The organism is Psychroserpens sp., assembly GCF_047633235.1.
Classification (GTDB): Bacteria; Bacteroidota; Bacteroidia; order Flavobacteriales; family Flavobacteriaceae; genus Psychroserpens.
The window spans coordinates 69,228-82,752 of sequence record NZ_JBLIET010000004.1 but is presented as its reverse complement, the minus strand read 5'-3'; the positions used below and the strand labels follow the sequence as shown (position 1 = coordinate 82,752).

Annotated in this window: 8 protein-coding genes; 6 read left to right on the top strand and 2 right to left on the bottom strand. The window is 32.8% G+C overall.

Annotation, left to right across the window (positions count from 1 at the left end; genetic code table 11):
• Positions 1 to 29 precede the first annotated feature (29 nt).
• A complete protein-coding gene (locus ACJAZK_RS02195) occupies positions 30 to 680 on the top strand; it encodes a rhomboid family intramembrane serine protease (protein WP_415222390.1) in 651 nt (216 codons plus the stop codon).
• Positions 681 to 736: 56 nt separating this feature from the next.
• Here ACJAZK_RS02195 and ACJAZK_RS02190 read toward each other — a convergent pair whose 3' ends face one another.
• Positions 737 to 1,885, bottom strand: a complete 1,149-nt coding sequence (locus tag ACJAZK_RS02190) for a redoxin domain-containing protein (RefSeq protein WP_415222389.1) — start codon at positions 1,883 to 1,885, stop codon at positions 737 to 739.
• A 195-nt stretch (positions 1,886 to 2,080) separates the two neighbouring features.
• Between ACJAZK_RS02190 and mnmE the strand changes: the two genes are divergently transcribed.
• A complete protein-coding gene (gene mnmE / locus ACJAZK_RS02185; protein ID WP_415222388.1) occupies positions 2,081 to 3,472 on the top strand; it encodes a tRNA uridine-5-carboxymethylaminomethyl(34) synthesis GTPase MnmE in 1,392 nt (463 codons plus the stop codon).
• A 180-nt stretch (positions 3,473 to 3,652) separates the two neighbouring features.
• Here mnmE and ACJAZK_RS02180 read toward each other — a convergent pair whose 3' ends face one another.
• Positions 3,653 to 4,651, bottom strand: coding sequence for a metal-dependent hydrolase (locus ACJAZK_RS02180; RefSeq protein ID WP_415222387.1), 999 nt, complete (start codon positions 4,649 to 4,651; stop codon positions 3,653 to 3,655).
• 303 nt (positions 4,652 to 4,954) lie between these two features.
• Between ACJAZK_RS02180 and ACJAZK_RS02175 the strand changes: the two genes are divergently transcribed.
• The 4 genes from ACJAZK_RS02175 (at position 4,955) to ACJAZK_RS02160 (ending at position 13,508) form a co-directional block, all read left to right on the top strand.
• Positions 4,955 to 5,839, top strand: a complete 885-nt coding sequence (locus ACJAZK_RS02175; RefSeq protein WP_415222386.1) for an alpha/beta hydrolase — start codon at positions 4,955 to 4,957, stop codon at positions 5,837 to 5,839.
• Between the two features lie 130 nt (positions 5,840 to 5,969).
• Positions 5,970 to 8,756: a triple tyrosine motif-containing protein gene (locus ACJAZK_RS02170; RefSeq protein ID WP_415222385.1), complete on the top strand. Its 2,787-nt coding sequence runs from the start codon at positions 5,970 to 5,972 to the stop codon at positions 8,754 to 8,756.
• 234 nt (positions 8,757 to 8,990) lie between these two features.
• The gene (locus tag ACJAZK_RS02165) at positions 8,991 to 12,035 is read left to right on the top strand and encodes a SusC/RagA family TonB-linked outer membrane protein (protein WP_415222384.1); all 3,045 of its coding nucleotides are present in this window, start codon (positions 8,991 to 8,993) and stop codon (positions 12,033 to 12,035) included.
• Between the two features lie 12 nt (positions 12,036 to 12,047).
• Positions 12,048 to 13,508: a RagB/SusD family nutrient uptake outer membrane protein gene (locus ACJAZK_RS02160; protein ID WP_415222383.1), complete on the top strand. Its 1,461-nt coding sequence runs from the start codon at positions 12,048 to 12,050 to the stop codon at positions 13,506 to 13,508.
• Positions 13,509 to 13,525: the final 17 nt, after the last annotated feature.

Below are 13,525 nucleotides of genomic sequence, written 5' to 3'. Positions count from 1 at the left end.
ATATATATATAATAAAACGTTAATAGTCTATGGGTAGTTTGAGTTTATTTACCATCATCATCATTGGAGCTAATGCTTTAATATCGTACAAGGGATTTAATGATTATAGTTTTTTTGAACGTTACAAGTTTAATATTGGAGGTATTAAGAGAGGAGAACAATTTAGAATGTTTAGTTCTGGGTTTTTACACGCAGATACGCAGCATTTATTATTTAACATGCTTACACTTTATTTTTTTGCAGATCGTGTTATTTATTTTGTTGGAGAAGTTAATTTCTTAATTGTTTATGTTGGAAGTTTAATTTTAGGTAGTTTATTGTCCTTATATTTTCATAAAAACGAAAACCAATACAGTGCAGTAGGAGCCAGTGGAGCAGTTACAGGGATTTTGTATGCAGCTATATTATTGGATCCTAGAATGGAACTGTACTTATTCTTTATTCCAATACCAATTCCTGCTTACATTTTTGGTATTGTATATCTTTTGTATTCTATCTATGGAATGAAAAAAAGAGTTGGTAATATTGGTCATGATGCACATTTTGGAGGAGCAGTAGGAGGTTATGTTATTACGTTGATCCTTATGCCTTCTCTTTTTGAAACAGAACTACTCATGGTCTGTCTATTGGCAATACCTATAGTAGTGCTCTTTATTATGCATAAGCTAGGTAAGATTTAAAATCAAAAGCGCCTTTAATTTATAATTAAAGGCGCTTTTCCGAAGTACACATAAATTTAATTCAGTAATTCTGCAATTTTAGCTTCCAGAGCGGCTCCTCTTAAGTTCTTAGCTACTATTTTTCCAGTTTCATCTAAAATAAAAGTAGCAGGAATAGATTTAATATTATAAGCTCTCGCCACAGGATCATTAAAATAGCTTAGGTTAGATACTTGATGCCAAGTGAGTTTATCTTGCTCTATTGCATTTATCCAAGCCTCTTTTGGATCTTTTTGTCTGCCACTGCCATCTAGTGATACTCCAATGATTTCTAGTCCTTTACTGTGGTATTTATTATAAACTTTAACCACATTTGGATTTTCTCTTCTGCAAGGTCCACACCAAGCAGCCCAAAAATCAATAATGGTCACTTTACCTAGTGTTTTTTTAAGAGATAATTGCGTTCCGTCTGGAGTAGGAGCAGAAAACTGAGGAGCCATACTGCCTATTTCTGTTGCGCCTTCAGCAGCTTTTGTTTTCTTCGCTTGACTTATCCTAAAGGTTGTTTTAGTCCCTAGATTTGAACCTTTAATATTGCTATCAAGATTATCTAAAGCTTGAGATAATTTATCAATGTCTGCCTCTTTAGAGTTTAATTCGTTATTAATAAAAATTAATGAAGCACTGTTATCTTTATTGAGCTCGATATGTCTAAAAGGTATTTTTGATTGTTCGATATTGAGTTTCACCATTTCAGTATTCACGTTTTCTAGAGCATTAGCATCTGCCGCGGTTCTCATTTGTCCTGTCAATTTGGTGCGCCTGTTGCTTAATTCTTTAATGTCGGCAAAGTAGGCTTTTAAAGACTGATTAGCCTTTGGGCCTTTAATAACAGTTTTGTCGACGTTGTCTTTATCTAGCACTATTGAGTAAACATCGTTTTCTATAATAAAAGGAGAACTTCCATTTATACTGTTCACAGATAAATACCATATTTCTGGATTATCAATTTCACCTTCAAAAACAAACTTCTCATTCATTACAATGGCAGTATCCCTATTAATCTTTCTATTGCGCTCATCGGTAGATTGAAGATACACTCTAATACCATTATAAACTCCAGGAGCATCACCAGTAATTAAATACCCGTCAAGAGGTTTCTGTTCTTCTGTTTTACATGCTATAATTAACAAGCATAATGCTAAAATTGAAACTAGCTTTTTCATGTGTTTATATGTATTGGTTATTAACGATAACATGTTGAACGTTATTAATCATTCCCTTGGTTGATAACGCTTTTAATATGTTCGTATAATAATTAAAAATTTTGTCCTACAAATATAATAAGTTACTTACGAGAAAATCAAGTCTATTTCCATAATAAAATCTAAAATTGCAATACTTTTGTAAAAAATAATTTAATGATACCTCAAGATACTATTATTGCATTGGCTACAGCATCAGGAAACGGAGCGATTGCTGTAATTAGACTTTCTGGTGGTGATGCTATCACTGTCGTTGATACACATTTTACTTCTGTAGTTAAAAATAAGTCATTACAAAAACAAGCAACGCATACGATTCACTTAGGACACATTGTAGATGACAAGCGCATTCTTGACGAGGTTTTGATTTCTGTATTTAGGAATCCTAAATCGTATACAGGAGAAAATGTGATAGAAATTTCATGTCATGGTAGTTTATATATTCAACAAGAAATTATTCAATTATTTCTTCGGAAAGGATGTCGAATGGCAAATGCCGGAGAATTTACGTTAAGAGCGTTTCTAAACGGAAAACTAGATTTGTCACAAGCTGAAGCTGTAGCAGATTTGATTGCAAGTGATAATGAGGCATCTCATCAAGTAGCAATGCAACAAATGCGTGGTGGTTTTTCTTCGGAAATTGCGAAACTCAGAGAGGAGCTATTAAATTTTGCTTCGTTAATTGAACTAGAACTTGATTTTGCGGAAGAAGATGTAGAATTTGCAGATCGCGATCAATTTAAAGAATTACTAGAGAAGATCACATTTGTACTTAAACGGTTGATTGATTCTTTTGCAGTTGGAAATGTTATAAAAAACGGAATCCCTGTGGCTATAGTTGGTGAGCCTAATGTAGGTAAGTCTACTTTGCTCAATGCGCTTTTAAACGAAGAGCGTGCTATTGTCTCTGAAATAGCAGGTACCACTAGAGATGCCATAGAAGACGAGATCTCAATTGGAGGTATTGGTTTTAGATTTATCGATACAGCAGGAATACGAGAGACTCAAGACATTGTTGAAACCATTGGAATCAAAAAAACCTTTGAGAAAATAGATCAAGCACAAGTCGTTATTTTCTTATTTGATAGCACAGAATTTAAATCAAAAGGTGTAAAACTTAAAATTGAGCTTGAAAAAATCAGGAATAAATATCCGCAAAAATCATTAATCGTGGTGTCTAATAAGATAGATCAGATTGATGATGTTCAAATTTCAGAAATGCAAAGTACAATACCTGAAATTCAATTATTATCTGCAAAAACAGGGTTCGGTGTAGAGCAACTTACTAATGTCTTATTAGATTTGATAAACACTGGAGCTTTGCGTAACAATGAAACTATTGTCACTAATTCTCGTCATTATGATGCGCTATTAAAGGCATTTGAGGAAGTTCAAAAGGTCAAAAGTGGTTTAGAAACTGGATTGTCTGGTGATTTATTGGCTATTGATATACGTCAAGCATTATTCCATTTTGGTGAAATCACTGGAGAGATCACTAATGATGACTTATTGGGTAATATCTTTGCTAATTTCTGTATTGGCAAATAGATTTTATAGCTATAAAATTATTTGACTTGCGATAATATTAAGAGGCAAACACCTTTAGTCATTACGATCTAATTGTTGATGTGCTGTGATTTCAATTTCTATCGGATTAAAAAAAGCTTTCAATTAAAATAGTAATAATTAAGCAGCTTTATATATTAAGGATACCGGTGTTCCATAGATCTAATTCCCTTTAGCACGTAGCCATAAATCTATCATCAGTTTTTTAGCATCACGTTTATCTTTTGCTTGTTCAATAAAGGTAACACGGCCAAAAGCGTCAACTTCTATTTTATACTGAAATACGAAAGCTTGAGATCCTGCCTCTAAACTAAGTAGGCCAAACCGTAAATCATTATAGTATAAGTCGCCATCTTTTTTTATGATGGTGTACCAACCTTCAGAAATTGCAATCATACGTTTTACCGTATCATTATTAGCAAGATCACCTAATAGGTCATGATGCTTTGGATACGCATCAAATGTTATGGGTTGAGTATCAAAAAAAGAATAGTTAGCTAATAAGTATTCTTTTTTTGTTTCAATATTAGCACTCCAGAGAACGGTATTGAGTGGCGAAGGCCTAGTATCTATCTGGTTAAAAGTGATGTTTTGATTTTGTAAAGCATTTTTAAATTTTGTAAATGCCAACCCTTTTAATAAAAACGTAAGGCCTAAGTAGATTGTGCTTATTGTTAATCCCAAAGTATTATACAAGCGTCGTTTTTTTGATGTTCGTTTTTGAAACAGCACTAAAATTAAGAATGCTAAAAAAGGTAAAGTATATATAGGGTCTATAACAAAAATAGTTTTAAAGGCTAATCTTAAATCTAAAGGCCAAAACAGTTGTGTTCCCCAAGTAGTGTGAGCATCTAAAATGGGATGCGTCAAAAAGGCCCAGAAAAATAACCAAGACCAGCCTTTAAAGTTTTTATAAGTTTCGTATCTAGAAACTAGCCAACCAAATATTGGTGCAAAAAGTATAGAAAATAAAATAGAATGTGTAAATCCACGATGTATTGCAAGTGCCGTAACTGTATCTGTAAAATGAGAGGCAAAGACATCAAAATCGGGAATGGTTCCTGCAATGGCTCCATAAAGCATAGCCTTGTTCCCGGCCTTTCTTCCAAGAACAGCTTCGCCAACGCTAGCGCCTAAAATAATTTGTGTGAGTGAGTCCATACGATCTACAAAAATAACTATTGAACACGATACTTTCGTATAATCAACAAAAACGTATGACTTTTTTTATATAATTAAGATTATTATTTATTTCGGTGTGGTTATAGATTCTGTCTACTCTAATTTTTAGAACTCATATTAAAGTTCATGAGATAGTTGTAATTTTGATTAACAAAGCATGATTTCTTAAATCCTAAACTTTAGAAAATAGTCCTAACGCTTAATTAATATTAATCTAGAGGCATACTATTTTTGTATAATATTGAGTTTTACTAATTATTTTATTTTTTTCAAAAACAGCTAATGAAAGTAGTCATAAAGTTCTTAATTATAATCATTTCTTTCACTGCATTTTCACAATCAGTGAGTACGCACACCTATGCAATAAAAAACAATGATTCATTAAAACTTGATGTATATACTCCATATAACATTAAAGAAGACAGTGCACTTCCTGTCGTTATTTGGATGCATGGCGGCGGTTTTTCTAAAGGATCAAGAGATGGGAAAGATGAGCAACAATTAATGAAATACCTAGCGAAAAATAAATTTATAGGAGTATCAATATCTTATAGGTTATCACGCGAAGGCTACAAAACAGGATTTGGTTGTCAATGTTCAAAACAAGACAAATTATTTACGTTTGCTAAAGCTGTGGAGGACTTTCTAGATGCCACAAACTATATAATTCAAAATGGTGATTCTCTTCATGTAAATCCAAAAAAAATAATAGCAGGAGGGAGTAGTTCAGGTGCAGAAAGTGTATTAAGTGCTGTTTATATGAGAGATTATTTTATAGAGGACACAACGAATTATGATGATATTAAATATGCTGGTTTGATTTCTTTTGCGGGTGCCATGGTTGACGAAAACTATATTACAAAGGAAAATGCTGTGCCAACAGTATTGTTTCATGGCACAAAAGATGACCTTGTTCCTTATTCTAGAGCAGCACATCATTCGTGTAAATTCGACGAGACAGGTTATCTCATTTTAAATGGATCTGGGGTAATTTTTACTATGTTAGAAAAACTAAATAAGTCCTATTATTTATTTCGAGTTGAAGGGGGACGGCACGAAGTAGCATCAATTCCTTTTTCAGAATTAGATAATATTTTACAATTTCTAAACAATACAATCACTTATAAAAAAGTAATACAAACCAAACGTTTAGAGTTTAAACAGTAGGTCTTACTCTTACTAGGCTCAGGATTGTTTTGTTTTTTGTGATTTTAGTGTTATTTTGTACAACTAATTCTTGCAAATACCCATACAAATGCAAAAAGCTAAGATTTCTTCGGAGTTCAAAATATTAAAAATGTTAGTAATATGCATTTGTTTGAGTTTTAGCTATATGTCCCAAGCTCAAGAGATACCGCCTATTCAAAGTTTTTCTCCGGAAATGTATAATGCTGAAAATCAAAACTGGGCTATTTCTCAATCTGATAATAAATACATTTATGTAGCTAATAACATTGGATTATTAGAGTTCAACGGAGCGTTGTGGAAGTTGTATGAAACACCTAATCAAACCATTTTAAGATCAGTTAAAGCGGTTGGTAATCGGATTTACACAGGTTGCTATATGGAGTTTGGGTATTGGGAACATAACACTTTTAACGAATTAATATATACATCACTAACTAAAGATCTTCAAACTTCTATGATAGAAGACGAGCAGATTTGGAATATTATTTCGTTGGAAGGGTTTGTAGTATTTCAGTCTTTAAATAGAATTTATAGTTACAGTACAGCTACAAAATCTTTTAATATTATAGATTCTGAAACAACGTTAACTAAAATGATTAATGTTGACAGAACGGTATACTATCAGAAACTAAATCAAGGAATTTTTAAAATTGAAAATGGTAAGGAGAAATTATTTTCAGATGATGATATATTGAAGACTAATAGAGTCATCAATATATTTAACCTAGATAACAAATTAATTATTCAAACCAATCAAAAAGGGTTTTTCGTTTATGAAAACGGATTACTTTCTAAATGGGAAATTCCTGCGAATGACATTCTTTCAGATTTAACGGTATACAGCAGTATTAGGCTTAGAAATGGAAGTTTCGCTATTGGTACCATTTCTAATGGTCTTATTAATATAACAAATGATGGGGAAATTGATTATTCACTAAATCAAAATAACGGACTATCTAATAATACAGTACTCTCTGTTTTTGAAGATATTGATGAAAATATCTGGTTAGGATTAAATAATGGAATTAATTGTATCAATAGTTCATCTCCTTTTAAGGAGTATGACGATAAAAGGGGGCAATTAGGAACTGTTCATGTATCTAAAGTGCATGATGGTATGCTTTATATAGGAACTAATCAAGGTTTATTTGTAAAGGCAATGGATTCTTACAAAGAATTTGAATTTGTAGAGGGCGTTAAAGGTCAAGTTTGGTGTTTGGAAGTTTTTGATACTACACTTTTTTGTGGTCACGATTTAGGGACCTTTATAATTAATGGTAAAAGAGCTGAGCAGGTTTCTAGTATTGAAGGAACTTGGAGTGTTAAGCAAATTCCAGGTAATAATGACCTATTGCTTCAAGGTAATTACAACGGCTTAAGTGTTTTAGAGAAATCTAATGAAGTATGGGCTTTAAGAAATAAAATTGAAGGGTTTAATATATCCTCAAAGTTTTTTGAAATAACAGATACAAATAAAGTTTTTGTAAGTCACGAGTATAAAGGTGTTTTTAAATTAGAAGTTGATAATGCATTCAGTAAAGTTTTAAAAGTAACAAAAGATAATTCAGTAAAAAAGGGCTTGCATTCAAGTTTACTAAAGTATAATTCTCAGATATTATATGCCTATGAGGACGGTATTTATGCCTACGACAAAACTATGGATATGTTCAAAAAAGATTCAATTTTAAGTCAAGCTTATGATTCTTTAAATTATGTTTCTGGTAAACTTGTGAATACGCCAAACAAACTTTGGAGCTTTGGGTTAAAAAATATTAAATATATAACTCCCGGGCTTTTAAATAATATACCAAAGATCAATACAATTCCATTATCAAAAAATTTACGAAAAAGTGTAATAGGCTATGAAAACATTTTTCCAATTGAAAATCAAAAATACTTATTAGGGACGTCTTCAGGGTATATTATTATTGACTTAAATAAAATGAAAAGTCAGTCTTATAATATTAATATCAATGCTATACATAATTTTGGTATTGATTCTGAAAAAAGAGTTTTGGACACCTCAGGTTCAGAAGAATTTCACCATGAGTATAACAATTTTGAGATCACATATAGTATAGCAGAGTTTGATAAATATTTAGAAGCAGAATATCAATATAAATTAGACGGTAATTATGATCATTGGAGTGAGTGGTCTAAATCCTCAACAGAGTTGTTTAAAAATCTACCTCACGGAGAATATACGTTTAGTGTAAGAGGGAGAGTAGGAGATCAAATAACTAATAATATCTCAATGTTCTCATTTAAAGTTGATAAGCCTTGGTATCTGTCAAATCTTATGGTTTCCCTCTATGTCCTCTCTGTAATTCTATTTTCAATATTAATGCATAACGTTTATAAGAGAAAGTATAAGAGGCAAGAAGAAAAGCTATTGTTTGATGCAGATAGAGATTTAGAAGTCAAGCAATTAGAAAACGAACAAGAATTAATGGCGTTAAGAAATGATCAATTAAGACAGGATATTGAGAATAAAAATCGTGAGCTCGCCATATCTACAATGAGTCTTATAAAAAAGAATGAGTTTTTAAATAATATTAAAGAAGAACTCAAAAATGCCAATAAGGCAGAGGGTCTAAATCCAGTAATTAAAATAATTGATAAAAATCTGAATAATACAGATGATTGGAAGTTTTTTGAAGAAGCATTTAATAATGCCGATAAGGACTTCTTGAAAAAGGTTAAGACAAAGCATGTCGCTTTAACTCCCAATGATTTAAAACTGTGTGCATATTTGAGGCTTAATTTATCTTCTAAAGAAATAGCTCCATTGCTCAATATCTCTCCTAAAAGTGTTGAAGTTAAACGTTACAGATTACGTAAAAAAATGAATTTACCTCACGAGGCTAGCTTAACAAATTATATTTTAGAAATATAAAAACTATACAGATAGCGTAACTAGCTATACATTACCACTACATTTTTCTTTTTTCAACGATTACAACGTTATAGTTGTGTTAATTAATACATCTTCTAACTCCCTATAAAACTCGTTTTTTTGAGAATATCTTTAATTTAGATTTAAAATATTGCGATGTATGTTTTTTGTATTGGTGATTTTTACTGAATTCTTATAAACGCTATGTAAGTTTGAGAGATAACAACTAGATATATGACAACAAAAATTTTATCCCTACTGTTTATCGTTTTTACTTGCTTCGCCTTTGGCCAAGAAGTAACTATAAAGGGGACAGTTACAGATCAAGCTTCTGGGCAGCCATTGCCAGGAGTAAACGTATTAGTAAAGAGCACCTCAAAAGGTGCATCAACAGATTTTGATGGTAATTTTGAAATTAAAAATGTTGAAATAAATTCTGTTTTGGTATTTACATATATAGGATATCAAAATCAAGAAGTAGTAGTGAAAAATGGAGATGTCTTGAGTGTTGTCCTTGTAGAGGATACAGAGTCACTTGATGAAGTCGTGGTAATTGGTTATGGGTCACAAAAGAAACGTGATATTACTGGAGCGGTTTCTATAGTAAGTGCAAAAACACTTGACGAAATAAAGCCTATAAAAGTAGAACAAGCACTTCAAGGTACGGTTTCAGGTGTTAATGTAACAACACAATCTGGTGCTCCAGGTGCTGGGTTAGACATTAGAATTCGTGGTATCTCTACAAATGGTGCTAACGGCCCTCTAGTAATTATTGATGGGTATCAAGGTGATTTAAGTGTTTTGAATCCTAATGATATTGAAACTATTACAGTTTTAAAAGATGCCCAAGCTGCTATATACGGTACAGTTGGTGCTAATGGTGTTGTTTTAATCACCACAAAAAGTGGAAAGAAAAATTCGAAGACAACGGTCTCTTATAATACATATACTGGTTTCCAGGAAACATCAAGGACGTTACCTTTATTAAATGCTTCAGAATATGCTTTATTATTAAATGAAAGCTACGCAGCAGGTGGACAGGCATTACCATTTCCTAATATTTCAGGTTTAGGGGCAGGTACAGATTGGCAAGGAGAGGTTTTTAATACAGCCGTTCCAATAATTAGTCATGATTTCAATGTTTCTGGTGGTTCAGATAAGATAACCTATGCTTTTAGTGGGTCACATTTGTATCAACAAGGTATTATTGCACCAAACAAATCAGATTTCCGAAGAAATACAGCTAGAATTTCATTAGGGGCAGATATTTCAGATAAAATAAGGGTTAAAGCAAACGCTATTTATACATATATAGATAGAGATGCTATTAATGACAATGGTTTAGGTTCTGTATTATTTAATGCGTTGAACGCACCGTCTACGTTAAATGCTTTTGATACGAATGGGCAGCCGTCATTGTTCCCGAATACGCCAGGGTTAGGTATTGAAATTATTAACCCAATTGCACAAATTCAAAACACATATAATGATTTTGATTTAAGAAAGCTTAATGGTACGGTAAGTCTAGAATATGATGTAGTAAATAATGTGACCTTAACATCACGTATAGGTTTTAATACGACTAATAGTGAGGGTAAGGTTTTTAATAAGGAAATAGATTATGGCGGTAAAGTATTTGATGTTCCTAGAAGTAGTGTGTCACAAAATGCGGTGAACGATAATGATTATTCTTTAGATATCTTCGGTACATATGAAAACTTATTTGCTGACACCCATAATGTAGGCTTTACTGTTGGAACAACAATATATAAGCAATTTGGTAATGGATTGTTTGCAACAGGATTTGATGTGCCAAATAATTCATGGGATTTCGCAGATATAGCTCTGGCCTTAGGGACAAGTGATGCACGTGACGTGGGTTCTTATGCTTACGATGAAAGACGATTGTCATTTTTTGCTCGTGCTCAATATGATTATAAAGGTAAGTATTTGTTTTCTGCAATGGTAAGACGTGATTTGTCTACAAGATTTGGACCAGAAAATAGAGTCGCTTACTTTCCTTCTGTGACTGCAGGTTGGATTGTTTCTGACGAAGGTTTCTTTGAGGATATCAGTGCAATAAACTTAATGAAATTTAGAGTTAGTTACGGTATCTTAGGAAATGATCAAATTGGAAATAACGGTTACGTTAGCTTACTAAATGGAGAAGGTGCTTATGTATTTGATGATACTTTAGTTTTAGGCCAAGCGATTGGAGCGCTACCAAATCCAGATTTACAATGGGAGGAAGCTAAGAAATTCAATGTTGGGTTAGACATGGGGCTTTTTAATAATAGAGTTGATATAACTGCAGATTATTTTATAAATACACGGGATAATCTTTTAATTACTAATATTCCAGTATCAGGTATTACTGGAGTTTTTGCTCCAGGTAGTGGTTCACCAACTGTAAATGCAGGTAAAGTAGAAAATAGAGGTTTTGAATTTGCTATTGGTTATAGAGACAACATTTCTGATGATTTTAGCTTCGGAATTAATTATAATGTCACTACGCTAAGAAATGAAGTACTAGAAGTTAATAATAGTACAGGTTTTTTAGAAGGCGGAAGTTTTGGTGTGGGACAACTAGCACCATCTAGAATGGAAGCTGGTCAACCTATTGGATTTTTCTATGGGTTACAAACCGACGGTATTTTCCAAAACCAAGCAGAAGTCGATGCACATCCTTCACAATTGGATTTAGGCGCTGCTGCTGCTCCTGGAGATATTCGCTTTAAAGATTTAAATGGTGATGGAAATATAGATGCCAATGATAGAACAAGTCTTGGAGACCCAATTCCAGATGTAACCATGGGATTAAACTTGAACTTTAAGTATAAAGGTTTTGATTTTGTCGCTTATACATTTGCTTCTATTGGGAATGATATGGTACGTAACTACGAACGTACATTAACAGATGTGAATAGATTAAATTATGTGTTAGATCGTTGGACAGGCGAAGGAACAAGTAATACGGTGCCAAGAGTTACTACGGCAGCAACAACGAATAATGTGTTTTCAGATTATTTTGTCGAAGATGCGTCTTACATAAGAATACAAAATGTACAATTAGGGTATACTTTACCAGTAAAATTCACGGAGAAGTTTAGCCTTTCTAAAGTAAGAGTATATGGAGGAGTTAACAACTTATATACATTTACAAAATATAGAGGTTTTGATCCTGGTGCTTCAAGTGGCGCTCCAATTGGAGGTGGAATCGATTTTGGTTTTTATCCGGTACCAAGAACATATTTAATAGGCTTAAATCTTAATTTTTAATCAATGATAAAGATGAAAAATAAATTAACAAACATAATAGCGGTATTTACCATTTTATTTGCCGTATCTGGTTGTACAGACGACTTTATAGAAAGACCAATCCCGTATTCAATAGATTCGGAGAACTTTTTTAATTCTGAAACCGATTATTACAATGCCTTAGTAGGTGCTTATGATTTATTACAATCTACTTATGCTAATGCAATTCTAGGAGAAATTGCTTCTAATAATACGGTATGCGGAGGAGAAAGTGCTACAGATGTCATAGGATGGCAACAAATTGACGATATGATCCATACGCCAGTGAACACTAATTTAAAAGATATTTGGAACTGGATGTTTGCAGGCGTTAATAGAGCTAATTATATCTTAGAATTTCAGAATAAAACAGAGTTTGAAGGCAGAGATATCATTATAGCAGAAGCACGTTTTTTAAGAGCCTATTATTATTTTGAATTGGTGAAATGGTTTGGCCCTGTGCCCTTAAAGGAAGTGAGATTTCAGTTGGGAGACGAAACTACAATTCCAAGAAGTCCTGTAGAAGATGTTTATGCTTTGATTGAAGCAGATTTAATATTCGCATCAAACACACTAAGTTATACGGCACCACAAACCGGTAGAGCTACAAAAGGTTCTGCAGAAGCTTTATTAGGAAAAGCTTATTTATATCAAGATAAATTTTCGGATGCTGCAATTGTTTTAGAAAATTTAATCCAGAATGGTCCTTATAATTTGGTAACAGATTATGATACTATGTTTGAGAATCAAGGTGAAAATGGACTGGAATCAGTTTTCGAAGTGCAATACACAGATGTTGAAGGTGCTGGGTTTGGTTGTTTGCAATGTAGTGAAGGCAATGTCGCTGTTGGTTTTAGTGGTATTCGTAATTATTCAGGATCTTTATTTACCTCTGGTTTCAGTTTTAATTTACCTACAGAAGACGTTTTCAATGAGTTTGAAGAAAACGATATACGTAGAGACGTTGCTATCTTAGATATAGAGGCTTGGGCTGCTGATACAGGAGCAACTTTTGGGACTGGTTTTGAGCATACAGGTTATTATAACAGAAAGTATTTACCTAGAACTAGAAGTGCTAATGCCGAAGGTGATTTAAATCTTACAAACCCTAATAACTACAGAGCCATTAGGTTTGCAGATGTATTATTAATGGCTGCTGAAGCGTTTAATAGAGGTGCTATTAGTGATGATAAAGCAAGATTATATTTAAATAGAGTACGTACAAGAGCAATTTTAGATGATGTGTTAACATCAGGAAATGCCTTAAGAGATGCCATCTATAAAGAAAGACGTGTAGAGTTGGTTGGTGAAGGTCATCATTTCTTTGATTTAGTGAGAACTGGTCGCGGAAATGAAATTGATGGTTTTTCACCAAATAAAAATGAAGTGTTTCCTATTCCTTTTGAAGAAATTCAATTCTCTAATGGAAACTGGCAACAAAACACAGGATATTAAAAAATAAAAATTGAGAA